Consider the following 26011-nt stretch of genomic DNA (forward strand, 5'->3'; position numbering starts at 1 on the left):
AAATTGCCCAAAGCAATTATAACTTCTTAAGGTGGTTATTGCGGCGGGGCTCACCTCTTCCCATCCCGAACAGAGTAGTTAAGCCCGCCTGCGCAGATGGTACTGCAGTTATGTGGGAGAGTATGTCGTCGCCTTTCTTTATGAAACTCCAACTTGAAAAAGTTGGAGTTTTTTTGTTTATAGGTACGACGTGTTCGCACTAAAGAGCTCGGTTCGTCGCCTTTGCTTTGCCTATTCGGCTAAAGCCTCGAGTCTTTTTAAAAACCCTGTTTCTAACGAAACGGGTTTTTTTTTGTTACCAATATACCATCCCTAACGGGATTTGACTTATTGAATCGCTACGCTATTAGTTGATTGTATATCTTTTTGATTAACTCCGTTAGGAGTTGCATTTTGGTAAAACCTATAGAATAGAAATAAAAGAAGTCCCGTAGGGACGATATTGTAGTTAGGAATTAATGAGTTGTGTCTAATTACCACGCGAAGGGATTCGCGCGGTAGCAGGGGAAGGGATTAGCTTCGCAGAATTTCATTTCGCGCGGTAGCAGGGGTTATCAATGATTAAAAAACGATCGTGGCTTTTTTCGAAATACCGTATTTCAAAATTTCCATATTGTTCATTTGCTTTCTTAACATCCAAGGAAGTTGTTTTGGAATTATTTTTTGTCAGCAATACTGCTTTCACTTTTTCATTCTTTTTACTCAAATGAGATAAGGTATCTTCATTGATGTAGTTGTCTATTAATACAATACTGCTGTTTGCTGAGCGAATAATTTTGGAAGTCAATTCATAAGCATCAAAGACTTGTCCTTCAAAAAAAATACCTTGGGTAGGGATAAGTTGCGTATTGAGCTGAAAATCTATTTGGTATAATTTTTTTTGTATGTTTTCTATGCTGTCTTCCATTCGGTTCATGCGGTTGTTGATGGCATAGCCTTTCAGTAAATAATCTCGTAAAACGTTGGTTGCCCAAATTCTAAACTGTGTGCCTTGTTTAGATTTAACTCTATAGCCCACGGAGATAATTACATCCAGGTTGTAGTTTTCTATCAGCCTTTCCACTTTTCTATTCCCTTCCATTTGAACTGTCGTAAAATTTGCGACAGTTGATTCTTTCAGAAGTTCTTCTTCAGTAAAAATAGTAGTGATGTGCTTGCCAATTGTTTTTATATCTCGTCCAAAAAGAGATGCAATTTGTTGGCGATTCAGCCAAACCGTATCTTTATCCAATCGGACTTCGATATGTTCTGATAATTCATCGGGGCGGTATACAATTATCTCGTTTTTCATCATACACTTATTTAATTCATCTCAGTGGCATTATTTTTTCTAATATTTGAAGAGTTTTTGATTTGGTTTTGTAATTGAAAACCAAACTTTAAATAAAGGACTAAACCCCCAATTTATCATTACGGCTGTTGTTGTGGTTATTGGTTCAGTAACTCTTGAATTTGTTTAAATGTTTTTCCATTTTCATTTACCCATTCTGTAAACCCATTTGAATTTCTTCCCAAAACCATATTTGATGCTGAACTTGGGCTATTAAAAATGGCGTCTTCAGCAAATATATATTTATCGCCTACTTCTTCTAAAATTTTAGTTTCAATAAGTTTTCTTCGCAAGTTTGTATATGTTTCGGTTGTGGAATCTGAAAGTGTTTTTTTTGCTTCGCTACCTTTTAATACAATATAACCTTTATCTGATTCCAACATTGTAGCATTAAAAGTTTTTGTTTTAATGTAATACAAAGTTTCATTTTTCGACGTTTCAATTATATCTTGATGTTCTGATTGTTTAATTGTTGATGAAATTAAAAATCTGAAACCCATTACAGGTAGCATTAATTTCATCTGATCGAGAAAATATTCCATATCAGATATATCTGCTTCGTGTAAAGTAGGCAAACTTGGAGAAGTTCCGTTGTCAATTTCAGCGGTTTTTGCTTCTATTGCTAGTTGAATTAATCGGGATTCTAAATATTTAATTTGAGTCTTAGTTAACAGCTCATCTTTACTAATAAAAAATATTAATTCTTTAAAATCTTTATTGGAGTCAGTTAAATGTTGTTTTAATCTGTTTCTTATATTTTCTGCTTCACCAATATAAATTTTTTCTTGGAAAGCTTCATCTAAAGGGTCACCTTTCAAACAATAAATACCTGGATTATCAAATTCTGGTCTGTTAATGATTTTCTGAATAGAAGATCTTGGACAATATACTGCTTTACCGACCCAATTTCCAATTTCGCTAAATCTTGGACCGTATTCAGTACCATCAATCATATAAACCGTTAATTTTTTTCCCATCGATTTGATTTACTATTATTTATATCGTTTTTTTTTTATAATTATTATCAACGTACTCAATACTTGACTTTGTTTTACACTTATATATCGAATTATTTTTTGAAAATTATATGTTTATAACTAAATGTTAATTTGGATTTATAACAAAATTTGCAATCTTGCCAAACTGCTGTTAGCAACAGTGCTTTATTTAATTAATTTTATTTGTGAAAAAGTTTTGCAAAAATCCAATTATTAAACTTAAAATTATAACAAAAATAAAGGTGTTGTGTATGAAATAAACTATATTGGAAATTTTGCTTTTAGGAACAAAGTTACTTGTGTAAAATATATTTATTGAATATGGTAGAATGTTTTTGTAAGACCAAAATTTATGAGTTTTTACCTGTTCAATTTCTTTCTTTTTCAAAGATTGTAATTTTCTAACATTGATGAGCTCATTTTTTAAAAGATTTTCAATGTTTAATATATTTTCATCTCTTATTTTTAAGTCTGTAATGTATTCACCTTTTTTATTATAGAAAAAAAAAGTTTCAAAAAATCTTGGATGTTTGCCTTTTGTTTCAAAACTGTAATTTAAAACAGCAATATTTTCTTTTAAAATGAGCATTTGATTTAGTTTAAGGGAATTTACTTTAACCTTTATAAAATCTTTCTCATTATGTAAAATATTGTTAATTAATTTTTCTTTTTCCAATAAAGTTCGCCCATAAATTTCATCTATATTATCGTAACTACTTATTATTTCTGAATCTAATACATCTTTCTCTATTTTTATATTGTTGGGATTTGTATTTAATAAATAAACATAAACAAAAGGGAAAAAGACAAAGTGAAAAAAAATAAATATTGAAAATAGCTTTAATAAAATTGTATGTTTTGTACTTTTTGATTTGATAAAAAGACCAACAGATAAACTTATAAATATTATTAAAATCATTATGTCATAAGTATATTTCTCTAAAGTTTGTTCTGAAAACAAGTAATACGGTATACTTAATAATAATGAAATAGCAGTTGTTGAATAAATTTCAAATTTTAATTCTTTATTCATGTTTTTAAATTATAGTTTCTGAACATTGTTGCTAACGTTCCGCCGCTTCTCATCAGTTGCGAACTTCGGAACCGATTATTTTCTGTTAAAAATAAAATTTCTTTCGAAATGTAAACGTGTATTTACCAAAAAATTCGCAATCTCGCCAAACGGCTGTTAGTGGCAGGTTATTTTTTCTTGTTTTTGTGAAAAGTGCTAATTCTGCCATCTTTCTCAATATGGAAAGTATAATAATCTCCCTCAAAATAGAGACTTTGATCTCCATATTTACTATATCTTCCGTTTGGATTCTTTTCAAAAAAAGATTGAATATCATCATTAGCGGATTGTATGACATGTTTTATGACTGTAAAAACATCTTCTTCTTTCCATTGAAAGTTATCTTTATCTTCAAATTGTTTAGTAACTTTCATTTCTTCAACATGACGCATATAAATATGCAAGTAGCCTTCTACGTTAATATAAATAGCTTTTTTACCTGAAGAATTAAGCTTTTTGTCTTTAAAGTGTATTATCTTTTCAAATATTTCAGCAGCCTTTTCCAAGTTCTTTTCATTCAACTTTTTTGCACTGCTACCTGCTTCAATTAGATATTTGTCTAGCAATAAAAACGATTTCCTTTTCTTTTTACTAAGTAATATTGAAAGTTTTTCTTCTTCTTCAGGTGAAATCTCTTTTCTCATGTATTTTATGTAAAGATAATGCCACTCAATTTCTTCTTTAAGTTGATTCTCATTCTCAAAAACTTCTTGTTTTTCTTCCTCAGTTATGTTGTTAGGTTCGTAATAATATTTTGCAGCTAGATAAGATGCTTTTTCATATGGTGAAAATCCAATATTGTCTTTTACTAATCTTTTTTGAAAACCATATATCCAGTCAAAATCTTTTCCGTTTTCTTGTAATGTAATAGGAATATTAATAGTTTTTATAGTTCTTTTTTCCTTAGAATGGAACGTGTTTTTTTCTGAATGAATGAAGTATAGAATTTCCGTGATGTCTTCTGAGTTTATTCCTTCTGTTAAAATTTTAGCTGTCAATTCTTCGGATAAATCGCGGCCTAAATACCTCGCTTTTACGTAACCATTTCTAATGAAATCCTCTTTCAAATCAAGTATTTTGTCTAGTTCTTCACGCTCTTTCTGAGTATAAACAAAAACTACAGTAACGTGTTGTCCATAAAGTTTATATGAATCACTATTGTATCTGAAAGAGACAGTTGCAGTTTTATCTTGCTTTCCAACCAAGGCATAAATTTCTTCAAGAGTGTATTTCATAGATAGGTTTCGTTAACTTGCCACTAACTTGTTTATATACGCATGTTGCCCATACAAATGGTTACAATCGCTTGTAATTGTTTAATTAATAAAATCTGTAAAGAGAAAACGATTTGGGGTCGAGTGCAGTTACAGGGTTTTCCAAATGTAGGAAAATTTGTTTGTAATCCAAATATATGTTTTGAAAAATAAATGGGTTTGCTAGCCCCGATAGTAGCAAGCTACCTTGTAGCGCGGATAGCGGGACAAGTCGTGTTCAGGAACTGCAATAGCTGCTACCAAAAAGTAAAGCACAAAAAAAAGTGTCTAAAAAGTTATTTATAGCTGCTGAAACAAGTTCAGCATGACCAATAAAAACTTTTTAGACACCCAGTATTTATAGAACAGTTAAACGATTAGTCGTTCACAATTACCCATTGACCTGAAGTGACTAAGCTTTCTGCTTTTTTGTACTTCATGGTTTCGGTTTTACCCGTTGCGACTTCCTGAATCGTTACGGTATCGTTACGATTGATTTTTGGCATGTCTCTCACGATGGTTTCGGTTACTTGACGTTGTTGAGTTTCGCCTGCCTCATGGTTTAGGTTTTCGCTGTTCGGAATTTCGTCTTTGCTCAATTTATAGTTTTCTTTTTGACGAATTTCTTTAGCTTCTTCAATCTTTGGTGCTTGTTGCGCTGGCAAATCGCCTTTGAATAAAAACGAAATCACGTCTTTGTTCACATTGTCAAGCATGGCTCTGAACAAGTTGAAGGCTTCTAATTTGTAAATTAGCAATGGATCTTTTTGTTCGTGAACGGCTAATTGAACCGATTGTTTCAATTCGTCCATTTTGCGCAAGTGTTTTTTCCAAGCTTCATCCACAATAGACAAGGTGATGTTCTTTTCAAAATCAGCCACTAATTGCGCTCCTTGTGTCTCGTAGGCTTTCTTCAAGTCAGTTACTACGTTCAAGGTTTTGATTCCGTCTGTAAAAGGCACTACGATGCGCTCAAACTGATTGTTTTTGTCTTCATAAACTCCTTTGATAATAGGGAAGGCTTCTCTAGCACTTCGTTCTGTTTTCTCGGTATAGAATTCTAAAGTGGCTTTGTAAATTTTAGCTGTTAATTCAACATCTGATAATTTAGCAAACTCCGCTTCGGTTACTGGTGACGTAATCGAGAAATAACGAATTAATTCGAATTCAAAGTTTTTGAAATCATTAACCACTTTGTTTTCAGATACAATTAGTTCACAAGTGTCATATAGCATGTTGGCAATGTCTAATTTAAGACGTTCTCCAAACAAAGCATGGCGACGACGTTTGTACACGACTTCACGTTGTGCGTTCATGACATCATCATATTCCAATAAACGTTTACGCACTCCAAAGTTGTTTTCTTCTACTTTTTTCTGCGCACGTTCAATGGATTTGGTCATCATCGAATGTTGAATTACTTCTCCTTCTTGTAATCCCATTCTATCCATTACTTTGGCTACTCTTTCAGAACCAAATAAACGCATCAAGTTGTCTTCTAACGAAACGTAGAATTGAGAACTTCCTGGATCTCCTTGACGTCCTGCACGACCTCGTAACTGACGGTCTACACGACGTGAATCGTGACGCTCTGTACCTACGATGGCTAAACCTCCGGCAGCTTTTACTTCGGGAGATAATTTAATATCGGTTCCACGACCTGCCATATTGGTAGCAATAGTTACAACTCCTGGTTTTCCTGCTTCTTCAACGATTTGTGCTTCTTGTTTGTGCATTTTAGCATTCAACACATTGTGTGTGATGCCTCTCATTTTCAACATTCGGCTTAGCAATTCGGAGATTTCAACAGAGGTAGTTCCAATCAATACGGGTCTTCCTGCTTTAGATAATTCCGTTACATCTTCAATTACAGCGTTGAATTTTTCACGTGTGGTTTTGTAGATGAAATCATCTTTATCAATTCTCGCTATTCCTCTATTGGTTGGAATTTCAACAACGTCTAATTTGTAGATTTGCCAAAGTTCTCCCGCTTCAGTCACCGCAGTTCCTGTCATACCCCCCAGTTTGTTGTACATTCTGAAGTAGTTTTGTAAGGTAACAGTAGCAAAGGTTTGTGTAGCCGCTTCAATTTTTACATTTTCTTTGGCTTCAATGGCTTGGTGTAATCCGTCAGAATAACGACGTCCATCCATAATACGACCTGTTTGCTCATCTACAATCAGGATTTTGTTGTCCATGATTACATATTCTACGTCTTTTTCGAATAAAGTGTAGGCTTTTAAAAGCTGAGTTAAAGTATGGATACGCTCGCTTTTTACACCAAAATCTTGGAACAAACGTTCTTTAGCTTCCGCTTCTGCATCGGCTTCCAATTTTTGTTTTTCGATAGCAGCAATCTCCGTTCCAATGTCTGGAAGGACAAAAAAGTCTGAATCTGTATCTCCAGATAAGAATTGGATTCCGTTATCGGTCAATTCTACTTGGTTGTTTTTTTCTTCAATCACAAAATACAAGGCTTCGTCAACCAAATGCATTTCGCGTTTGTTGTCTTGCATGTATTGATTTTCGGTTTTTTGAAGCAATTGTTTTACGCCTTCTTCAGAAAGGAATTTAATCAAAGCTTTGTTTTTTGGTAAACTTCTGTAGGCTCTCAATAATTGGAATCCTCCGTCTTTAGTGTTTCCTTCTTTGATTAATTTTTTGGCTTCTGCCAAAAATCCATTCGCTAATTGACGTTGTAAACTAACTAAGTTCTCAATTTTTGGTTTTAACTCATTAAATTCATGACGGTCTCCTTGCGGAACTGGCCCAGAAATAATCAATGGTGTTCTAGCATCATCAATCAAAACAGAATCCACCTCATCGACAATCGCATAGTTGTGTTTGCGTTGTACTAAATCTTCTGGCGAATGTGCCATATTATCTCTTAGGTAGTCAAAACCAAATTCGTTATTGGTTCCGTACGTGATATCAGCATCGTAGGCTCTTTTTCTTTCTTCAGAACTAGGTTGGTAATTGTCAATACATTCAACAGTCATTCCGTGGAATTCAAACAAAGGCGCTTTCCAAGTACTATCACGTTTTGCCAAGTAATCATTTACGGTTACCAAGTGCACACCGTTTCCAGTTAATGCATTCAAGTAAATAGGAAGCGTGGCAACTAATGTTTTTCCTTCTCCTGTTTGCATTTCGGCAACTTTTCCTTCATGCAACACCATTCCACCAATCAACTGCACGTCGTAGTGAATCATGTCCCAAGTAATTTGTTTACCGGCAGCATTCCATGAATTAGCCCAAATGGCTTTTTCTCCTTCTATTGTTACGTAGGTTTTAGTAGCAGAGAATTCTCTGTCTTTTGGCGTAGCAGTAACTTCAATTTGGGTATTGTCTTTGAAACGTCTTGCGGTTTCTTTTACCACAGCAAAAGCTTCCGGTAAAATTTCCATCAATGTTTTTTCAGAAATATCATAGGCTTCTTTTTCTAAAGCATCAATAGCCACATAGATATCTTCTCTTTTGTCGATGTCTTCAATGGTTTCTACTTCTTGTTGAAGAGCCGCTATTTTAGCATCTTTTTCAGCGCGAGCTTGTTTGATTCTTTCTTTAAAATAAGCGGTACGAGCTCTTAGTTCGTCATTGGACAATGCCATCAAACTACTTTCAAATCCTTTGATTTTGGTTAGATAAGGTTGTAAAGCCTTAACGTCATTTTGTGATTTGTCACCAACAAAGATTTTAATAATGCTATTTATGAAACTCATAATATTGTTTGTATTTCTGTATGTTTTGTAAATGTCTAATTTAACCAAAAAAAAAGCCTCTTTTGAGACTTTTTCTTTGGTTTATTTTTTAATATTCATCCTCATTCCAAAGGTAATCTTCGTCTGTAGGATAATCTGGCCAAATTTCTTCCATTGATTCATATATCTCACCTTCGTCTTCAATAGATTGAAGGTTTTCTACTACTTCTAATGGAGCTCCTGCTCTAATAGCGTAGTCAATAAGTTCGTCTTTGTTAGCAGGCCACGGCGCATCACTTAAATAAGATGCTAATTCTAATGTCCAATACATCTTTTGTCGATTTAGTTTAGTGCAAAAATAAATTTTTTACTGAAAAAGGCAAGTAAAAAATGATTTATTTTTATTAAAAGTTAAGAACGTTTTTTTGTTTGTTTTTTAGTTGCTAGGCTACTTAAAAATGAGAAGTACGAATAGTCAACTATTTTCTAGGAATCCATTGTATTTCCTCAGCGTTTAAATCTTTAGACAACTTTCGTGCCAAGACAAAAAGATAGTCAGAAAGTCGGTTCAAATATTGAATTGCAATTTCAGAAACCGCTTCGTTATGACTTAAATGCACCGCAAGACGTTCTGCTCTGCGGCAAACACATCGCGCAATATGACAATATGACACGGTAGTATGTCCGCCGGGTAAAACAAAATGAGTCATAGCTGGAAGTGTTTCTTCCATACGATCAATTTCGTTTTCTAAAAATTCAATGTCTGATGCTATGATTCCTAATTTTTGTAAGCGTGGTTCTCCGTTTTTTAGTAATTCTTTTTCAGGTGGAGTGGCGAGCATAGCGCCCACGGTAAACAATCGGTCTTGTACTTCGATAAGAATTGTTTTGTAATGAGAATCGATATCTTGGTCTCTGATTAATCCGATATAAGAGTTTAATTCATCAACAGTTCCATAGCTTTCAATTCTATCGTGATCTTTTGGAACTTTTTTTCCTCCAAACAGTGCTGTAATTCCTCCGTCTCCCGTTTTTGTGTAAATTTTCATATCAAACGGTTTATTTAGAGGTATCGCTTTCAATCAATCCATCACGTAAACGAATAATACGATTGGCATAAGCCGCAATTTCTTCTTCGTGAGTGACTAATATAACGGTATTTCCACTAGCGTGAATATCTCCAAATAATTTCATGATTTCAACCGACGTTTTACTGTCTAAGTTTCCTGTTGGCTCATCGGCCAAAATGATAGACGGTTTGTTTACCAAGGCTCTTGCCACGGCTACACGTTGTCTTTGACCTCCCGAAAGCTGGTTGGGTTGGTGGTCCATTCTGTCGGCAAGATTCACTTGTTTCAAAACTTCAGTTGCTCTTTCGTTTCGTTCCGATTTAGAATATCCTGCATAAATCATCGGTAAAGCCACGTTGTCCAAAGCAGTTGTTCTTGGCAAAAGGTTGAACGTTTGAAAAACAAAACCGATTTCTTTGTTGCGAATTTCGGCTAATTCATCATCTTTCATCTGACTCACATCTTTTCCGTTCAAAATATAGGTACCAGAAGTAGGCGTATCCAAACATCCTAAAAGATTCATTAAAGTGGATTTCCCAGAACCAGAAGGCCCCATTAAAGCTACATATTCTCCTTTATTGATTTGTAAATCAATACCTTTTAAAACATAAACAATTTCGTTACCAAGAACGAAATCACGTTTGATGTTAGTTATTTTGATTAATGGATTTGCCATTGTTGTAGTTGGAATTAAAATTCGTTGAATTCGGATTTAAAAGTACAAAACACTTTTGAATAAATCCATAAGTAGTAGTAAAATGAATTTTGTTACAGCAAATTAGAATTATGCGCGAATGATAAAATGTTCTTCGACTTGTTCTCTTCTGAAAAAGACCAAACCAAAATGATAAGTATCAATGGTAACAGTTACTTTCGGATTTTGTTTTAGGGTTTGCCAAAGCATTTCTGAGGCAGCATTGGCATGAATGTCTTCTAAAATCCAAAAACTATCATTTTCAATAGTCAATACAAGTTGTTCAATGGTTTCGGGAGTTATTGCTGAATAATTATTGGAACTGAAATAAATGCAGTTGTAAATAGCATTGTCAATGTCAATAACAATGTCAATATCAATAGTGGATTTTGGATTTGCTAACGCGATAACTTCTTTTTCGAAAGTGGTTGGTCCAATAATCAAAATGGATTTAGGACTGAAATACTGAATAATCGTATATAATAATCGACTTTTTTTGGAGTTGGCTCCTTTGTATTGCGACAAAGTGGCTGCGGGTAATTTTATTTTTTTGTTATAAAAACATTGGGTAAGCAAAAGAAATATAAAAGGCGAGTGTACTCCGTGTTCGTTTTTGGAGTGCCAAAGGAATTGTAAATACGATTTTATACGGAATATCATTTTTTGTGATTACTACGATTCTATTTTAGCCGAAAGTTCAAACCAACGTTCTTCTTTTGTTTCTATTTTTTGGATAATTTCTTCTAAGTCTTTCGCTTTTTTCTCAATGTCTGCATCGGCTACTTTTCCATCAGAGAACAATTGTTCAATAGCGACTTTTTGACTTTCTAAATCTTTGATTTCTTTCTCGATTTTTTGATATTCTTTTTGCTCATTAAAGCTCAAATTTCCTGTTGGGTTATTCTGTTTCCAATCTTTTTTCTCGGCTTTGTTTTCTTCTTTTTGGGCTACATCGGCACTGTCTTCATAGGCCCTGAAATCAGAATAGTTGCCAGGGAAATCTTCAATTTCCCCATCGCCTCTAAACACAAATAAATGGTCTACAATTTTGTCCATAAAATAGCGGTCGTGAGAAACAACCATCAAACAGCCTGGGTAATCTAAAAGAAAACTTTCTAATACATTTAAAGTAACAATATCCAAATCGTTAGTTGGCTCATCCAAAATCAAAAAGTTCGGATTTTGAATCAAAACGGTACATAAATACAAACGTTTTAATTCGCCACCACTTAATTTTTCAACATAATCGTGCTGCTTTTTTCTATCAAAAAGGAAACGTTCCAATAATTGTCCTGCCGAAATGATTTTTCCTTTCGCTAACGGAATGTATTCACCATATTCTTTGATGATGTCAATTACTTTTTGACCTGGTTTTGGATTGATGCCGCTTTGAGTGTAATACCCAATTTTAATAGTATCACCTTTAATCACTTTTCCACTATCCAAAGGTAATGTTCCTGTCAAAACATTGAGGAAAGTTGATTTTCCTGTTCCGTTTTTACCTATAATCCCGATACGTTCGCCACGTTGAAAATCAAAACTAAAATTATCCAAGATTACGTGGTCTTTGAATTTTTTAGAGATTTTGTGTAGCTCGATAATCTTACTACCCATGCGCTCCATGTTGATTTCGAGTTCTACTTTGTTTTCTCGACGTCGGTTTTGGGCTTTTTCTTTGATCACGTAAAAATCATCTTGACGCGATTTGGATTTGGTTGTTCTTGCTTTGGGTTGGCGACGCATCCATTCCAATTCTTTTACAAATAGGTTTTGGGCTTTGTCCACGCTCGCATTTTCAGAAGCAATTCGTTCTTCTTTTTTCTCTAAATAATACGAGTAATTTCCTTTGTATTGGTATAGTTTTCCGTTGTCTAATTCGATGATTTCATTGCAAACACGCTCTAAAAAGAAACGGTCGTGTGTTACCATAAACAAGGTGATATTTTCTTTAGCAAAATAACTTTCAAGCCATTCAATCATTTCTAAGTCCAAATGATTGGTAGGTTCATCAAGAATCAATAAATCAGGACGATTAATTAAAATGATGGCTAACGACAGACGTTTTTTCTGACCTCCAGAAAGGTTTTTTACTTTCAGTTTAAAATCTTCTAGTTTTAATTTGAACAGAATTTGTTTGTATTGGGTTTCAAAATCCCAAGCATTGAACTGATCCATTTTGTCGAACGCTTTTTGGTAGGCTTCCTCGTCTTCTGGATGTTCTAAGGCTTTTTCATATTGTTCAATTACTTTCAGAATTTCATTATCCGAAGCAAAAATGCTTTCTTCAATGGTTAATTCATCTTGTAAATTATGGTCTTGTGATAAAAACGCCATTTTGATGTCTTTTCGAACCACCACTTGCCCAGAATCGGGTTCGTCTTCACCGTTGATTATTTTCATAATACAAGTTTTTCCAGAACCATTTTTGGCAATAAAGGCTATTTTTTGGTCTTTGTTAATACCAAATGAAATGTTTTCAAAAAGGGTGCGTTCTCCAAAAGATTTAGAGATATTTTCGACAGATAAATAATTCACAGATGTAATTTTTTTGCAAAAGTAATCTTTTGAAGCGAAACAATGATTTTCTAATTGTTTTTAGTGCTAATAAAAAAGGTTTTTAGGATGGTGTTTATTTGATTTAATCGTATCTAAAACTAAAAATATTTCCTAATTTTGCAATCAGAAAATCAAAATCACCTTTTACGTTAAGATTATGGCAAGATTTGAATTGAAACTTCCAAAAATGGGAGAAAGTGTAGCGGAGGCAACCATCACGAATTGGTTGAAACAAGTTGGCGACAAAATTGAAGCCGATGATGCTGTACTTGAAATTGCTACAGACAAAGTCGATAGCGAAGTACCAAGCGAAGTTTCGGGGGTTTTGGTAGAACAATTATTTGCTAAAGATGATTTGGTTCAAGTAGGACAAACGATTGCTATTATTGAAACAGAAGCTACTTCAGAAAACAGTGCAACTCCTGTTGAAAAAATAGAAGTGCCTGCAGCGGTGGCTGAAATTGAAAAGGAAGTAGAAGTGGCTCACGCCATTGTTGCTTCTGCGGTTGATTTTAAAGGGACTGAAAAGTTCTATTCTCCTTTAGTGAAAAATATTGCCAAAGAAGAAGGTCTTTCTATAGCTGAATTAGAGAATATTCAAGGTTCAGGAAAAGAAGGTCGTGTGACCAAAGAAGATATTTTAGCGTTTGTAGCTGGAAGAACAAAATCACCAACAGTTAATCAATCTGCTCCAACACCAACTGTAGTTCCAAGTACACAAGCGGTACCGGTATCTGTTAATGGCGAAGATGAAATTGTTGAAATGGACAGAATGCGTAAGTTGATTTCAGGATATATGACGGCTTCGTTGCAAACATCGGCACACGTTCAATCCTTTATTGAAGTAGACGTAACTCATATTGTAAAATGGAGAGATAAAGTAAAATCTACTTTTGAAAAAAGAGAAGGTGAGAAGTTGACTTTTACTCCAATATTTATGCAAGCGGTGGCGAAAGCCTTGAAAGATTTTCCGGGAATGAATATTTCAGTTGATGGAAATTACATCATTAAAAAGAAAAATATCAATTTAGGAATGGCTGCGGCTTTGCCTAATGGAAATTTAATAGTTCCCGTTATTAAGAATGCAGATCAATTGAATTTGGTAGGCATGGCTAAAGCGGTAAACGATTTAGGGAATCGTGCTAAAAACGGTAAACTAAAACCAGACGACACTCAAGGTGGTACATATACGGTGACGAATATCGGCTCTTTTGGTAGTATTTTTGGTACGCCAATTATCAATCAACCTGAGGTAGGGATTTTAGCTTTGGGAGCTATTCGAAAAGTGCCTGCAGTAATTGAAACTCCTGAAGGGGATTTTATTGGGATTCGCCAAAAAATGTTCTTGACTCATAGCTATGATCACCGTGTGGTGGATGGCGCTTTAGGAGGAATGTTTGTAAAACGTGTTGCTGACTATTTAGAAGCTTTTGATATAGATACGGATATATAATCAGGTTATCTTACTATAATATAAACCCTTTCGGAGCAGGTCTTTGGAAGGGTTTTCTTTTTTAAATTACATTCATTACAAATTGATATATTTGTAATCTTATAAAATTAATAAATGGAACTTAAACTCAATAGACCAATTTGCTTTTTCGACCTTGAAACTACAGGTATTGATATTGGAAAAGACCGAATTGTAGAAATTTCAATTTTCAAAGTATTTCCCAATGGGAATAAGGAAAGCAAAACCTGGTTAGTGAATCCTACGATTCCGATTCCGCCACAATCTACAGCTGTACATAAAATTGATGATGCAAAAGTAGCGAACGAGCCTACCTTTGCGCAATTGGCTAGCCAAATTCAAAATATGATTAAGGATAGCGATTTGGCAGGATACAATTCAGATCGTTTTGATATTCCGTTGTTGGCAGAAGAGATGCTCCGTGCAGGAGTAGATTTTGATATGAAAAACAGGGTTTCAGTTGATGTGCAAACGGTTTTTCACAAAATGGAAGAGCGTACCTTAAGTGCAGCATTGAAATTTTATTGTGGAAAAAGTCTTGAAAACGCCCATTCTGCTGAAGCAGATACCATGGCAACTTATGAGATTTTAAAAGCACAATTGGATCGTTATCCTGAATTGGAAAATGACATGAAAACGCTTTCTGAGTTTACAACTCGAAAAAAGATTGCTGATTTTGCAGGAATGATTGCTTTTGATCAAGACGGAGAAGAAGTTTTTACCTTTGGAAAACACAAGGGAGCTAAAGTTGAAAAGGTATTGGAAACAGAACCCGGTTATTTTAGTTGGATTCAAAATGCAGATTTTCCTTTGTATACCAAAAAAGTATTGACGGCTATTAAGTTGAGAAAATTGAATACTAAATAAAACGAGTTGATTTTTAGAAATTAAATCCAAATTATGAAAATTATTTGTATCGGTAGAAATTATACCAATCATATAGCGGAATTACAAAATGAACGTCCAACAGAGCCTGTTGTTTTTATGAAACCGGATTCGGCTATTGTATTGAAACAACATCCTTTTGTACTTCCAGAATTTTCAGATGATGTACATCACGAAATTGAATTGATTGTAAAAATCAATAAAGTAGGGAAGTATATCGAACCTAAATTTGCTCATAAATATTATGATGAGATTAGTGTTGGAATCGATTTTACCGCTCGGGACTTACAAGCTAAATTGAAAGATAAAGGCTTGCCTTGGGAGAAAGCAAAAGCATTTGATGGTTCGGCAGTAATTGGTGAATTTGTTTCTAAAGAACAATTTGCTTCTTTAGAAAATGTCAATTTTGAATTAATCAAAAATGGGGCAGTGGCACAAAAAGGAAATTCCAGTTTGATGTTGTGGAAAATCGACGAATTGGTGGCGTATGTGTCTCAATTTTTTACCTTAAAAATAGGCGATATTATTTTTACAGGAACTCCAGAAGGAGTCGCAGCAGTGCAACCTGACGATGTTTTGGAAGGGTATTTAGAAGGACAACAACTATTTAGAATACAAGTAAAATAATGGCTTTACACTATAACCTTTCAAAAGTATATGCGCTTTCCGAAAATGATACTGAATTTGTGAATCAGATATTGGTTCTGTTCGTCAATGAAGTTCCGAAAGATTTATCGGAAATTAAGGCAGGAATCAAATCGGAATCACACAAACAAGTGTATGCTTATGCGCACAAAATAAAACCAACACTCGATTTAATGGGCATGCACATAGCCTTTGAAGAGTTGGTGTTAATTGAAGCTTGGGCAAAAGCCGAAGGGAAAACAAAGAACATCAAAGAAACCTACAAAAGTGTAAAATCACAAGTTAAAGACGCTATTAAAGAGATTAAGAAAGACTTTAATTTGTAAATCAATTCAAATATGAAAGCAGCTATAGTTACTATTGGAGACGAAATTTTGATAGGTCAAATTGTCGATACTAATTCGGGTTTTATAGCGAAGTCTTTGGATAAAATTGGGATTGAAACTCACGAAATGCTTTCTATTTCAGATAATAAGCAACATATTTTAGATACGTTTGCTTCGCTTCAAAATAAAGTCGAAGTTGTAATTATTACAGGAGGTTTAGGGCCTACAAAAGACGATATTACCAAGCACACCCTTTGTGAGTATTTTGAAGATACTTTAATTCGAGATACAGCTGTAGAAAATCATGTGATTGATTTGATTGAGCGCGCCTTAGGTCGTGTAGCTTCTCAAATCAATAAAGACCAAGCTTTGGTTCCTTCAAAATGTACCGTGTTGCACAATCAGGTGGGTACAGCTCCAGGCATGTGGATTAAAAAGGACAATACGGTGTTTGTTTCGCTTCCGGGAGTTCCTTATGAAATGAAGTATTTGATAGAAAATCAAGTGATTCCTAAATTGGTTCAAGAGTACAAACGACCTTATATAGTACACAAAACGATTTTGACTTATGGTCAAGGAGAAAGTCATGTAGCAGAACGCATTGAGGCTTGGGAAAACCAATTGCCGGAATGTATTAAATTAGCCTATTTGCCAAGTCCAGGTCGTGTTCGTTTACGATTGACAGCTAGAGGAACGAATAAGCAACAATTAGAGGAGGCTATTGCAGAAAATGTACAATCATTAGATGTTATTATTCACGATATTATAGTTGGTTTTGAAGAAGAAGATACTTTAGAGGTAGTTCTTGGGAGACTACTAAAAGAGAAAAATAAAACTATTGCTACGGCAGAGAGTTGTACAGGAGGCAAAATAGCGCAATTACTTACCTCTGTGTCTGGTGCTTCGGGGTATTTTAAAGGAAGTATAGTTTCGTATGCAACCGAAGTTAAAATGAATGTTTTAGGAATTTCGGAAGCGCTAATTACTGAACATTCAGTGGTAAGTAAGGAAGTGGCTTCGGCGATGGCTTTGAGTGTGCAAAAAATAATGCAAACCGATTACGCCATTGCAACGACAGGAAATGCCGGACCAACAAAAGGCGACGCAGATGTAGAAGTAGGTTCGGTTTGTATTGCTTTGGCAACACCAAAAGGTGTAATTGTGGAAGAATTTAATTTTGGTCAACCCCGTGAAAAAGTGATAGATAGAGCAGTGATTAAGAGTTTAGAAATGCTACAAAAAGAAATTTTAAAAAATGTGCCTTAATTTTTTTGTTTGATCCGTTTATTTTTCTTTTCTTTGCACCCTGATTTTGAATAACGATAAAAGATAAAGAATAATGTCAAGAGTTTGTGACCTTACAGGTAAAAGAGCGATGGTAGGAAATAACGTTTCTCACGCTATGAACAAAACTAAGAGAAAATTTTCTGTGAACTTAGTTAAAAAGCGTTTTTATCTTCCAGAAGAAGATAGATGGATTACTCTTAGAGTAGCAGCATCTACGATAAAAACAATTAATAAAAATGGAATTGCTGCTGTTTTGAAAAAAGCACAGTCAGAAGGATTTATTAAATAATCTTTTCCTAAATAAATAGATAGCAAGATGGCAAAGAAAGGTAACAGAATCCAAGTGATTTTAGAATGTACTGAGCACAAAACAACAGGTGTTGCAGGTACTTCAAGATATATTACAACTAAGAACAAAAAAAATACTCCAGATAGATTAGAGATTAAAAAATTTAATCCAATCTTGAAAAGAGTAACAGTTCACAAAGAAATTAAATAATAATTAGAGATTAGATACCATCTCAGGTGATTTCATTTGTAGGTAGTATTAAATTTCAAATAACATTGAATCATGGCAAAGAAAACCGTAGCATCGTTACAAACAGCTTCAAAGAGATTATCAAAAGCCATCAAAATGGTTAAATCTCCAAAAACTGGTGCATATACATTCGTTGAATCTATTATGGCTCCTGAAGCAGTTGATGAATTCTTGAAAAAGAAATAATTTACTTTCACAGTATATAGAAAAGCTACTTTCATTCGGAAGTAGCTTTTTTATTTTCTATATTTACCCTTCGAAAATTAAATCCATTTTCGAATCCCAAATCATTCTTATTAAAATACTGAAATATGAGTTTTTTCAAAAGAATATTCTCTTCTGATAAGAAGGAGGAGAGTCTTAACGAACAAGAGAAGGAATCCTTAGACAAAGGCCTTGAAAAGTCTAAAACCACTTTTTTTTCAAAGTTATCCAAAGCGGTAGCAGGAAAATCAAAAGTAGATGATGAAGTTTTAGATAATTTAGAAGATATCCTTATTTCTTCGGATGTGGGTGTGAATACCACATTGAAAGTAATACAACGTATTGAAGCACGCGTTGCTGCAGATAAATATCTAGGCGTGGGTGAATTGAATCAGATTCTTCGCGAAGAAATCGCAGGCTTGCTATCTGAAACCAATTCAGGTGAGGCAACTGAATTTGTTACTCCAATACAAACCAAACCGTATGTGTTAATGGTAGTGGGTGTAAATGGAGTAGGTAAAACTACTACTATTGGAAAATTGGCTTACCAATTCAAAAAAGCAGGACATAAAGTAGTCTTAGGTGCGGCAGATACTTTTCGCGCAGCAGCGATTGACCAATTGCAAATTTGGGCAGATCGTGTAGGTGTGCCAATTGTGAGACAAAATATGGGAAGTGATCCGGCTTCGGTAGCTTTTGATACCTTGCAATCTGCTGTAGCTCAAGATGCTGATATTGTTATCATTGATACCGCAGGACGTTTGCATAACAAAGTAAATTTGATGAACGAATTGACTAAGGTAAAACGGGTGATGCAAAAAGTAGTGGGTGATGCTCCGCACGATGTTTTATTAGTGTTGGATGGCTCGACAGGTCAGAATGCTTTTGAGCAAGCTAAACAATTTACCGCTGCCACAGAAGTAACTTCGTTAGCGGTTACTAAACTAGACGGTACTGCCAAAGGTGGTGTGGTTATAGGGATCTCAGACCAATTTCAAATTCCGGTGAAATACATTGGAGTGGGGGAAGGTATAGAAGATTTGCAAGTGTTCAATAAATTCGAGTTTGTAGATAGTTTTTTTAAATAATAGATTATGAGTTCTTTCGTAAAGTTAAGTCCTATCACTTTTTATTTCATTAGTATTATTTGTTTTGTTTTGGCGAATGTAATTCGTGAGCAAAGCGTTCCTGTCTATTATTTGTCATTGGTATTAGGATTGGTTTTTTTCTTCTTAGGCTTATATAAAAGAGTTAATTCTAAAAAATAACAGCATGAAGCATCTATTTAAAGTTCTATTGATATCCTTCGTTTTTGTAAGCTGTAAGCAAAAAATACAGTCTGCTGATATCCCTAAAATTAATGGGTATTGGGAAATTGAAAAAGTAGTTTTTGATAAAGGCGAAGACAAACAGTACGGAGCGAATCAAAACTATGATTATTTCCAGATAGATAAAAATAATCAAGGTATCCGAAAAAAAGTAACTCCCCAACTGGATGGCACCTTTTTAGTTGATGACACTTTTGAAAAAGTAAGTGTTCGTTTTCAAGAGGATAAAACCTATTTGGATTATGCTACGCCGTATATGAAATATACCGAAGAGATTATCGCTTTGACAGCAGACGAATTAGTACTGCTAAATGCTCAAAAAAAAGAATACCATTACAAGAAAGCAACGGCTATAAATATTTTGGGTGATGGCAAAAAGACTAAGTAATCAAAGTACCGTTGGTGACGTCTTAAAGCAAATTATTCAAGTGAATAAATTGCAGCCTGGAATGGATCAGATTGATGTAAAAGAAGCTTGGCAAAATCTAATGGGAAATGGGGTGAATAGTTACACTAAAAATGTAGCTTTAAGAGGAAATACGTTGTATGTAGAATTAACTTCTTCGGTTTTACGAGAGGAATTAAGTCACGGCAAATCGAAGATTATAACCATGATTAACGAAGAGCTACAACGAGAGGTGATTAAAGATGTAGTTTTGAGATAGATTACTTAGAAAATTAGATTTCTAGATAGTTAGAAAGTTAGATAAAAAGAGAAACCCACTTCATTGAAGTGGGTTTCTCTTTTATAATAATCTAAGAATTCTAAAATAATCTAAGAAATCTAACTTTCTAAATTAAAATTGCTCTCTTCCTGCAAAATGAAACGCACCTTCAATAGCTGCATTCTCGTCGCTATCTGAACCGTGTACTGCATTTTCTCCCATAGAAGTAGCATATAATTTACGAATAGTTCCTTCAGCTGCTTCTGCAGGATTGGTAGCGCCAATTAAAGTTCTGAAATCGCTTACAGCATTATCTTTTTCTAAAATTGCGGCAACAATTGGCCCACTTGACATGAACTCTACTAATTCGCCATAAAAAGGGCGTTCGCTATGTACGGCATAAAAAGCTTGAGCATCAGCTACGGTTAATTGTGTTAATTTTAAAGAAACAATTTTGAATCCCGCATTCGTAATCATTGCTAATATGTTTCCAATATGACCATTTTTAACCGCATCGGGTTTAATCATGGTGAAAGTTCTGTTTGTTGCCATTTTTTTGTGTAATTATAAATTTGGATTTCAAAAATACTACTTTTTTTGTTATTTCTGTAACAAAATCAATCTAAAAATAGAAATTATTAAATTAAGGGTTGGGTGATTTATTAAATTTTAAACCGCTATTATCTCAAAATGTTGTTCTAAAGGTTCAAGTTTTTCTACCAAAGCAGGAATTAAAGTCTCTCCATTTTCTAAATAGAATTCAGAAAAATTACTTTGACGTTCTTGTAAGCCTTGGTTGGGGAATAATTCGTTTTGCAATTGAGTAATACGTTCTAAAACGTCGGATAACTTTCGTTTTTGGGCTTTGAGTAATCGTTTTTCTAGCTGTTCTACTCCCTTAATTTGTTTGATTTCTTGTGCTTTTAAAGCTCCCATAAAGGAATTATCGGTTTGCTTCGCAATAGTATACAATGCATCAAATTGCTTTTTCAATTGTTCTTTAAGATCAGATAAATCCAAATTAATTTCAGAAAGCTTCTTCGTTTTTTTGTTGACTAAATCCTCTTGTTTACTGAACAAATCAGTCCAAGATAATTGTAATGCAGCTACTTTTTTTAGTTGCTTTTCAGTTGCTATTACTGCTGAATTACGAACCAAAAGCATTGGAAAACTAACTTTTGCAGCATTGAAAAAAGATTGCAGTTCTAACCAATACGCAATTTCACCGCCACCACCAATATAGCAAAGATTAGGAAGTAGTACTTCTTGGTATAAAGGTCGTAAGATAACGTTAGGACTAAATTTTTCAGGATGGTTTTCTACTAAATGAAATAGTTCTTCTTTTGAAAAAGATAAATCAGTATGGTTTACTTTATAATTGCCATTTTCAAGAATGATTCGTTCACGCAAGTCATTTTCAATGTAAAATAAATTGATTTCACGAGGGTTAACTTGAATAGTAAATTCGTTTAGTTTTTCAATAGTTGCAGTAACTTCTTTGAACGATGTTTGGTTATCTAGTTCGTCTTTGATGTACGGAATTAAAGTGCGTTTTAAATCGGCAGCATCAGCGTCTAATATCACTAAACCGTACTCACTAAAAAGTTCGTTAGCTAAAAACCGAGTAGCTTCAGCCAAATTGGAATGCTCTAAATAGGATTTTTGGAATAACTCTTTGATTTTTTGTGCATGGATACTCGCACCTAACTCTTGAGAAAAAACTTCAAAAACAGCATCTAATCCTTCAGTTGATAGTCGGCCAACAGGACCTGAACTGATTTTGTTCCAACGAAATTTTTTGCCTTTGAAATTGAAATAATTAATTTCTTCAAAGTCGTGGTCTTCCGTAGCCATCCAATAAATGGGAACGAAATTTGAATTTGGATATTTCGCTTTTAGTTCCGTAGCCAAATTGATAGTCGAAATGATTTTGTATAAAAAATACAAGGGACCACTAAATAAATTCAATTGATGCCCTGTAGTGATAGTGTACGTATTGGATTGTCCTAAAGCGGTAATATTATTTTGGGTTGCTTTAGAAGTAGTTGTGTTTTTATATTGCTTTTGTAATTCGGTAACCAATATTTTTCGGTTTCCCTGATTGTAGTTATTTCCCTTTTCAAGGATTTGTGCTTCAAAATTGGCAGCTGTTGGAAACCTGTTGTATAGCCTACTTAGATTCGGTTTTTGATCTAAATAATCTTTTATTAACGTGGAGAAATAGCCTGAATTTTGATAGGATATACAGTCAGTTGGCATATTGGGTTTTGTTTGGAGTAAAAATACTAAAAAAATATTGGAACTAAATAGTTGCGGCTTTCGAAAAATAGTAGCATTTTTATACTCTATTGAAAACTAATAATTACCAAATTAAATGAATGCTACATCAAAACCAGAGAATTCCTTACAACATGTACTTTTTGGAAGCTTAATTGGAACTACGATTGAGTTTTTTGATTTTTATATTTATGCTAATGCTGCGGTATTAGTTTTTCCACAATTGTTTTTTCCAGGAACAGACAGTACTACTTCGGTTTTGCAATCCTTGGCTACATTTTCGATAGCCTTTTTTGCGCGACCAATTGGTTCGGCAGTTTTTGGGCATTATGGAGATAAAATTGGACGAAAAACAACCTTGGTGGTGGCTTTATTAACCATGGGAATTTCGACAGTGAGTATTGGTTTTTTGCCAAGTTATGCTAGTGTAGGCATTGTTGCTCCTATTTTATTAATGTTGTGTCGCTTTGGGCAAGGTGTTGGTCTAGGTGGAGAATGGGGAGGAGCTGTTTTATTAGCTATTGAAAATGCACCACCTCATAAACGCGCTTGGTACGGAATGTTTCCACAGTTAGGGGCACCAATAGGCTTACTACTTTCAGGAGGTACTTTTTTATTGTTGACCAATACAATGAGTTCTGAAGATTTCTTGGATTATGGTTGGAGAATTCCTTTTTTAGCTAGTTCATTATTAGTTTTGGTTGGATTTTACATCCGTCTGAAAATAACTGAAACAGTAGCATTTGAAAACGCAAAACAAGAGCAAGAAGAAGTTAAAATTCCATTTTTAGCACTTTTAAAATCCTACCGAAAAGAATTGTTTTTTGGGACTTTTGCAGCGGTGACTACGTTTGTGGTTTTCTATTTAATGACGGTTTTTATGTTGAATTGGAATACTAAAGAATTGCATTTTTCAAATAAAGAAGCACTTTTAATGCAATTGTTTTCGGTTCTGTTTTTTGCAGCATTTATTCCTATTTCAGCAGTAATTGCTGATAAAATAGGGCGTCGTAAGATGTTAATTTATGCTTCGGCAGCTATTGCTGTTTTTGGCTTGTTCTTTTCTTTGTTTTTAAATTCAGGAAGCACAATTTTAGTTGCTCTCTTTTTGTGTTTAGGCATGTCTTTGATGGGATTTACGTATGGACCCATTGGAACTTTTCTTTCGGAATTGTTCCCAACAACAGTTCGCTATTCAGGTGCTTCTTTAACATTTAACTTAGCTGGAATTATAGGTGCTGCTTTTGCTCCCATGATTGCCATTTGGATTGCGACAAATTATGGTTTGGACTTTGTGGGGTATTATCTTTCTGCCGCTGCCGTTATTTCTGTGATTTCATTGTTGGTCATTAGTAAAAAAGAGCATCAGTTTTAGTATAATCGTATTTTATTGAACGATATTTGTTCTCCAAAACAATCCCCTTGAAAACAAAACTATTTCTTGTTACGCCACCGTTTACACAACTGAATACGCCGTATCCAGCAACGGCTTATATCAAAGGTTTTTTGAATACCAAAAATATAGCATCGGTTCAAGCTGATTTAGGAATAGAAGTCATCTTAGCTTTGTTTTCGAAAAAAGGACTACAAGATTTGTTTCAGGTTTCCAATTCTAAATTTCAAAAACAAGAGCTTTCGGAAAACGCCAAACGTATTTTTGCCTTACAAGACGAATACGTAAAAACTATAGATTCGGTTGTTGCATTTCTACAGGGAAAGAACCCTACTTTGGCACTGCAAATTTGTCAAGAAGATTTTCTGCCAGAAGCGTCTCGTTTTGCGCAATTAGAAGAATTGGATTGGGCTTTTGGTACTATGGGAACCCAAGATAAGGCCAAGCATTTAGCTACCTTGTACCTTGAAGATATTTCCGATTTTATTGTAGAATGTGTGGATCCTAATTTTGGATTCAGTCGCTATGCTGAACGTTTGGGGCGATCTGCCAATTCGTTTGATGAATTGTACCAAGCTTTACAACAAGAGCCTACATATATTGATACTGTTTTGCTTTCGATTTTGGCAGCAAAAATAGAAACGATTCAACCTACCGCATTTTTAATTTCAGTTCCCTTTCCGGGTAATTTATATGCTGCTTTTCGCTCCGCGCAATGGATTAAAAAAAATTATCCTGAAATCAAAATTTTGATGGGTGGTGGATTTGCCAATACCGAATTACGCTCGTTATCTGACCCTCGGGTTTTTGATTTTTTCGATTTTATTTCTTTAGACGATGGCGAATTGCCGATTGAATTGATTATTGAGAATATAGAATCAGGACTAAATACCGAATTCAAACGCACTTTTTTGTTGGAAAACGGACAAGTGGTGTATAAAAATAATTCCTCTCGACCGGATTACAAACAATCCCAAGTGGGAACACCTGATTATTCTGATTTACTTTTGGATAAATACATTTCAGTAATTGAAATTGTGAATCCGATGCACCGAATGTGGAGCGATGGGCGTTGGAATAAACTCACCATGGCGCACGGCTGTTATTGGGGCAAATGTACTTTTTGTGATATTTCGTTAGACTATATTAAAATCTATGAACCCATTGCTGCAGGTGTTTTGTGCGACCGAATGGAAGAAATGATGGCTCAAACTGGTGAAACTGGTTTCCATTTTGTGGACGAAGCCGCTCCTCCTGCTTTGATGCGAGAATTAGCTTTAGAGATTCTTCGCAGAAAATTAGCGGTAACTTGGTGGACGAACATTCGTTTTGAAAAAAGCTTTACCAAAGACCTGTGTTTGTTACTAAAAGCGTCGGGTTGTATTGCTGTTTCGGGAGGTTTAGAAGTTGCTTCCGATCGATTATTACGTTTAATTGATAAAGGTGTAACGGTTGAGCAAGTTGCCAAAGTAACCCGCAATTTTACCGAAGCAGGAGTGATGGTTCACGCCTATTTAATGTATGGTTATCCAACACAGACCATTCAGGAAACCGTCGATAGTTTAGAAATGGTACGTCAATTGTTTGAAGTGGGCGTGTTGCAATCCGGATTTTGGCACCAATTTGCAATGACAGAACATAGTCCAGTGGGAATGTATCCTGAAAAATTTGGTGTAACCAAAGCAACCGATGCCGTAGGAACTTTTGCAAACAATGACCTTAATTATACCGATTCTACTGGAATAGATCACGAACAATTTAGTTTTGGTTTGAAGAAATCACTATTCAACTTCATGCACGGCATTTGTTTGGATTACGATTTACAAGATTGGTTTGATTTTAAAATCCCTAAGACTACTATACATCCTGATTTCATTTATGATGCATTGGACGAAAAATCCGATTTTAGTAGTAAACCCAATGCTAAAGTAGTTTGGTTGGGCGGAAAGCCCGTCGTTGAATCCTTTATCAAAACAAAAAAAGGCAACTCTTGGGAAATGATGAGCTTGACTTTTTACCACAAAAAAGAAACATTTACTATCCAAACCTCACAGAAAGAAGGAGAGTGGCTTGTACGAACGCTCCAAAATTGTTCGGTTGCTAATGCAAAAGTAGCGCAACTTCAAGAACTAAAAGTTGATTTTGAAAGTGAATTAGAAGACTTTGAATTGTTTTGGTATTCAAAACCAATTCTTACTTTAAAAGAGTTTGGCTTAGTAGTTTTGTAGTATTTCTACTTTTTTTACCAAAAGTATATCAATTTAGCAAAGATACATGTTGAAATCTAAATAAAATTTAGATAAATAGATACATTTACA

26 protein-coding genes and 1 rRNA gene are annotated in these 26011 nt (G+C 34.5%); 15 read left to right on the plus strand and 12 right to left on the minus strand.

From position 1 onward, the window contains the following. Nucleotides 1-27 precede the first annotated feature (27 nt). Nucleotides 28-137: ribosomal RNA gene (gene rrf / locus RMR09_RS03805) — 5S ribosomal RNA — on the plus strand. A 392-nt stretch (nt 138-529) separates the two neighbouring features. Here rrf and RMR09_RS03810 read toward each other — a convergent pair. From RMR09_RS03810 to RMR09_RS03855, 10 genes are all read right to left on the minus strand, one after another. Next, the gene (locus tag RMR09_RS03810; protein WP_310594488.1) at nt 530-1291 is read right to left on the minus strand and encodes a RhuM family protein; all 762 of its coding nucleotides are present in this window, start codon (nt 1289-1291) and stop codon (nt 530-532) included. Nucleotides 1292-1428: 137 nt separating this feature from the next. Further along, nucleotides 1429-2307 carry a GIY-YIG nuclease family protein gene (locus RMR09_RS03815; RefSeq protein WP_310594489.1) on the minus strand — a complete coding sequence of 293 codons (879 nt, stop codon included), beginning with the start codon at nt 2305-2307 and terminating at the stop codon, nt 1429-1431. A gap of 190 nt (nt 2308-2497) precedes the next feature. Next, a complete protein-coding gene (locus tag RMR09_RS03820) occupies nt 2498-3361 on the minus strand; it encodes a hypothetical protein (protein WP_310594490.1) in 864 nt (287 codons plus the stop codon). A 167-nt stretch (nt 3362-3528) separates the two neighbouring features. Then, complete coding sequence (locus RMR09_RS03825) at nt 3529-4635, minus strand: hypothetical protein (protein WP_310594491.1); 1107 nt, start codon at nt 4633-4635, stop codon at nt 3529-3531. 395 nt (nt 4636-5030) lie between these two features. Continuing rightward, entirely contained in the window at nt 5031-8375 is a 3345-nt protein-coding gene (gene secA / locus RMR09_RS03830; RefSeq protein WP_310594492.1) for a preprotein translocase subunit SecA, read from the minus strand. 88 nt (nt 8376-8463) lie between these two features. Next, nucleotides 8464-8685 (minus strand): DUF2795 domain-containing protein, encoded by a 222-nt coding sequence (locus RMR09_RS03835; RefSeq protein ID WP_007138072.1) that lies wholly within the window; start codon nt 8683-8685, stop codon nt 8464-8466. A gap of 148 nt (nt 8686-8833) precedes the next feature. Further along, nucleotides 8834-9403, minus strand: coding sequence for a cob(I)yrinic acid a,c-diamide adenosyltransferase (locus tag RMR09_RS03840; protein WP_310594493.1), 570 nt, complete (start codon nt 9401-9403; stop codon nt 8834-8836). Between the two features lie 10 nt (nt 9404-9413). Further along, nucleotides 9414-10100 carry an ABC transporter ATP-binding protein gene (locus RMR09_RS03845; protein WP_310594494.1) on the minus strand — a complete coding sequence of 229 codons (687 nt, stop codon included), beginning with the start codon at nt 10098-10100 and terminating at the stop codon, nt 9414-9416. A gap of 108 nt (nt 10101-10208) precedes the next feature. Beyond that, nucleotides 10209-10778 carry a hypothetical protein gene (locus tag RMR09_RS03850; protein ID WP_310594495.1) on the minus strand — a complete coding sequence of 190 codons (570 nt, stop codon included), beginning with the start codon at nt 10776-10778 and terminating at the stop codon, nt 10209-10211. A 12-nt stretch (nt 10779-10790) separates the two neighbouring features. Further along, a complete protein-coding gene (locus RMR09_RS03855; RefSeq protein ID WP_310594496.1) occupies nt 10791-12653 on the minus strand; it encodes an ABC-F family ATP-binding cassette domain-containing protein in 1863 nt (620 codons plus the stop codon). Nucleotides 12654-12831: 178 nt separating this feature from the next. On the opposite strand from RMR09_RS03855, the gene RMR09_RS03860 reads away from it, so the two are divergent. The 12 genes from RMR09_RS03860 (at nt 12832) to RMR09_RS03915 (ending at nt 20023) form a co-directional block, all read left to right on the plus strand. After that, nucleotides 12832-14127 carry a dihydrolipoamide acetyltransferase family protein gene (locus RMR09_RS03860; protein WP_310594497.1) on the plus strand — a complete coding sequence of 432 codons (1296 nt, stop codon included), beginning with the start codon at nt 12832-12834 and terminating at the stop codon, nt 14125-14127. Between the two features lie 114 nt (nt 14128-14241). Beyond that, on the plus strand, nt 14242-15012 hold the full coding sequence (locus RMR09_RS03865) for a 3'-5' exonuclease (protein ID WP_310594498.1): 771 nt from the start codon (nt 14242-14244) through the stop codon (nt 15010-15012). Nucleotides 15013-15045: 33 nt separating this feature from the next. After that, nucleotides 15046-15657 carry a fumarylacetoacetate hydrolase family protein gene (locus tag RMR09_RS03870; RefSeq protein WP_310594499.1) on the plus strand — a complete coding sequence of 204 codons (612 nt, stop codon included), beginning with the start codon at nt 15046-15048 and terminating at the stop codon, nt 15655-15657. Further along, on the plus strand, nt 15657-16001 hold the full coding sequence (locus tag RMR09_RS03875) for a histidine kinase (RefSeq protein WP_310594500.1): 345 nt from the start codon (nt 15657-15659) through the stop codon (nt 15999-16001). Before RMR09_RS03870 ends, RMR09_RS03875 begins: the two co-directional genes overlap by 1 nt. Before the next feature lie 12 nt (nt 16002-16013). Beyond that, nucleotides 16014-17267 (plus strand): CinA family nicotinamide mononucleotide deamidase-related protein, encoded by a 1254-nt coding sequence (locus tag RMR09_RS03880; protein WP_310594501.1) that lies wholly within the window; start codon nt 16014-16016, stop codon nt 17265-17267. Nucleotides 17268-17340: 73 nt separating this feature from the next. Then, nucleotides 17341-17577, plus strand: a complete 237-nt coding sequence (rpmB, locus tag RMR09_RS03885; RefSeq protein ID WP_024980263.1) for a 50S ribosomal protein L28 — start codon at nt 17341-17343, stop codon at nt 17575-17577. 27 nt (nt 17578-17604) lie between these two features. Then, nucleotides 17605-17787 carry a 50S ribosomal protein L33 gene (gene rpmG / locus RMR09_RS03890; protein WP_007805817.1) on the plus strand — a complete coding sequence of 61 codons (183 nt, stop codon included), beginning with the start codon at nt 17605-17607 and terminating at the stop codon, nt 17785-17787. 72 nt (nt 17788-17859) lie between these two features. After that, on the plus strand, nt 17860-18012 hold the full coding sequence (locus tag RMR09_RS03895; RefSeq protein WP_066310049.1) for a DUF4295 domain-containing protein: 153 nt from the start codon (nt 17860-17862) through the stop codon (nt 18010-18012). A gap of 125 nt (nt 18013-18137) precedes the next feature. Continuing rightward, nucleotides 18138-19118, plus strand: coding sequence for a signal recognition particle-docking protein FtsY (gene ftsY / locus RMR09_RS03900; RefSeq protein WP_310594502.1), 981 nt, complete (start codon nt 18138-18140; stop codon nt 19116-19118). Nucleotides 19119-19124: 6 nt separating this feature from the next. Beyond that, nucleotides 19125-19298 carry a hypothetical protein gene (locus RMR09_RS03905; protein WP_310594503.1) on the plus strand — a complete coding sequence of 58 codons (174 nt, stop codon included), beginning with the start codon at nt 19125-19127 and terminating at the stop codon, nt 19296-19298. A gap of 4 nt (nt 19299-19302) precedes the next feature. Beyond that, nucleotides 19303-19746 carry a lipocalin family protein gene (locus RMR09_RS03910; RefSeq protein WP_310594504.1) on the plus strand — a complete coding sequence of 148 codons (444 nt, stop codon included), beginning with the start codon at nt 19303-19305 and terminating at the stop codon, nt 19744-19746. Further along, nucleotides 19727-20023 (plus strand): DUF721 domain-containing protein, encoded by a 297-nt coding sequence (locus RMR09_RS03915; RefSeq protein ID WP_310594505.1) that lies wholly within the window; start codon nt 19727-19729, stop codon nt 20021-20023. Before RMR09_RS03910 ends, RMR09_RS03915 begins: the two co-directional genes overlap by 20 nt. Before the next feature lie 132 nt (nt 20024-20155). Here the strand turns inward: RMR09_RS03915 and RMR09_RS03920 are convergent, their stop codons facing one another. After that, entirely contained in the window at nt 20156-20575 is a 420-nt protein-coding gene (locus RMR09_RS03920; protein WP_310594506.1) for a nucleoside-diphosphate kinase, read from the minus strand. A 117-nt stretch (nt 20576-20692) separates the two neighbouring features. Continuing rightward, nucleotides 20693-22282, minus strand: a complete 1590-nt coding sequence (gene bshC, locus RMR09_RS03925; protein ID WP_310594507.1) for a bacillithiol biosynthesis cysteine-adding enzyme BshC — start codon at nt 22280-22282, stop codon at nt 20693-20695. Between the two features lie 115 nt (nt 22283-22397). Between bshC and RMR09_RS03930 the strand changes: the two genes are divergently transcribed. Both RMR09_RS03930 and RMR09_RS03935 read left to right on the plus strand, forming a co-directional pair. Further along, nucleotides 22398-23675, plus strand: a complete 1278-nt coding sequence (locus tag RMR09_RS03930; protein WP_310594508.1) for an MFS transporter — start codon at nt 22398-22400, stop codon at nt 23673-23675. A gap of 47 nt (nt 23676-23722) precedes the next feature. Further along, nucleotides 23723-25921 carry a B12-binding domain-containing radical SAM protein gene (locus RMR09_RS03935; protein WP_310594509.1) on the plus strand — a complete coding sequence of 733 codons (2199 nt, stop codon included), beginning with the start codon at nt 23723-23725 and terminating at the stop codon, nt 25919-25921. Nucleotides 25922-26011: the final 90 nt, after the last annotated feature.

Source organism: Flavobacterium sp. (assembly GCF_031537875.1).
Lineage (GTDB): Bacteria > Bacteroidota > Bacteroidia > Flavobacteriales > Flavobacteriaceae > Flavobacterium.

Bases quoted from the DNA above. Each gene is read 5' to 3' on its own strand.
- RMR09_RS03860 (WP_310594497.1), top strand. From the start codon at position 12,832: ATGGCAAGATTTGAATTGAAACTTCCAAAAATGGGAGAAAGTGTAGCG.
- rpmB (WP_024980263.1), top strand. From the start codon at position 17,341: ATGTCAAGAGTTTGTGACCTTACAGGTAAAAGAGCGATGGTAGGAAAT.
- RMR09_RS03905 (WP_310594503.1), top strand. From the start codon at position 19,125: ATGAGTTCTTTCGTAAAGTTAAGTCCTATCACTTTTTATTTCATTAGT.
- RMR09_RS03825 (WP_310594491.1), bottom strand. From the start codon at position 4,635: ATGAAATACACTCTTGAAGAAATTTATGCCTTGGTTGGAAAGCAAGAT.
- RMR09_RS03840 (WP_310594493.1), bottom strand. From the start codon at position 9,403: ATGAAAATTTACACAAAAACGGGAGACGGAGGAATTACAGCACTGTTT.
- RMR09_RS03815 (WP_310594489.1), bottom strand. From the start codon at position 2,307: ATGGGAAAAAAATTAACGGTTTATATGATTGATGGTACTGAATACGGT.
- RMR09_RS03920 (WP_310594506.1), bottom strand. From the start codon at position 20,575: ATGGCAACAAACAGAACTTTCACCATGATTAAACCCGATGCGGTTAAA.
- RMR09_RS03865 (WP_310594498.1), top strand. From the start codon at position 14,242: ATGGAACTTAAACTCAATAGACCAATTTGCTTTTTCGACCTTGAAACT.
- RMR09_RS03895 (WP_066310049.1), top strand. From the start codon at position 17,860: ATGGCAAAGAAAACCGTAGCATCGTTACAAACAGCTTCAAAGAGATTA.
- RMR09_RS03910 (WP_310594504.1), top strand. From the start codon at position 19,303: ATGAAGCATCTATTTAAAGTTCTATTGATATCCTTCGTTTTTGTAAGC.
- RMR09_RS03880 (WP_310594501.1), top strand. From the start codon at position 16,014: ATGAAAGCAGCTATAGTTACTATTGGAGACGAAATTTTGATAGGTCAA.
- RMR09_RS03820 (WP_310594490.1), bottom strand. From the start codon at position 3,361: ATGAATAAAGAATTAAAATTTGAAATTTATTCAACAACTGCTATTTCA.
- bshC (WP_310594507.1), bottom strand. From the start codon at position 22,282: ATGCCAACTGACTGTATATCCTATCAAAATTCAGGCTATTTCTCCACG.
- RMR09_RS03845 (WP_310594494.1), bottom strand. From the start codon at position 10,100: ATGGCAAATCCATTAATCAAAATAACTAACATCAAACGTGATTTCGTT.
- RMR09_RS03875 (WP_310594500.1), top strand. From the start codon at position 15,657: ATGGCTTTACACTATAACCTTTCAAAAGTATATGCGCTTTCCGAAAAT.
- RMR09_RS03915 (WP_310594505.1), top strand. From the start codon at position 19,727: ATGGCAAAAAGACTAAGTAATCAAAGTACCGTTGGTGACGTCTTAAAG.
- RMR09_RS03930 (WP_310594508.1), top strand. From the start codon at position 22,398: ATGAATGCTACATCAAAACCAGAGAATTCCTTACAACATGTACTTTTT.
- RMR09_RS03850 (WP_310594495.1), bottom strand. From the start codon at position 10,778: ATGATATTCCGTATAAAATCGTATTTACAATTCCTTTGGCACTCCAAA.
- secA (WP_310594492.1), bottom strand. From the start codon at position 8,375: ATGAGTTTCATAAATAGCATTATTAAAATCTTTGTTGGTGACAAATCA.
- RMR09_RS03835 (WP_007138072.1), bottom strand. From the start codon at position 8,685: ATGTATTGGACATTAGAATTAGCATCTTATTTAAGTGATGCGCCGTGG.
- ftsY (WP_310594502.1), top strand. From the start codon at position 18,138: ATGAGTTTTTTCAAAAGAATATTCTCTTCTGATAAGAAGGAGGAGAGT.
- rpmG (WP_007805817.1), top strand. From the start codon at position 17,605: ATGGCAAAGAAAGGTAACAGAATCCAAGTGATTTTAGAATGTACTGAG.
- RMR09_RS03810 (WP_310594488.1), bottom strand. From the start codon at position 1,291: ATGAAAAACGAGATAATTGTATACCGCCCCGATGAATTATCAGAACAT.
- RMR09_RS03870 (WP_310594499.1), top strand. From the start codon at position 15,046: ATGAAAATTATTTGTATCGGTAGAAATTATACCAATCATATAGCGGAA.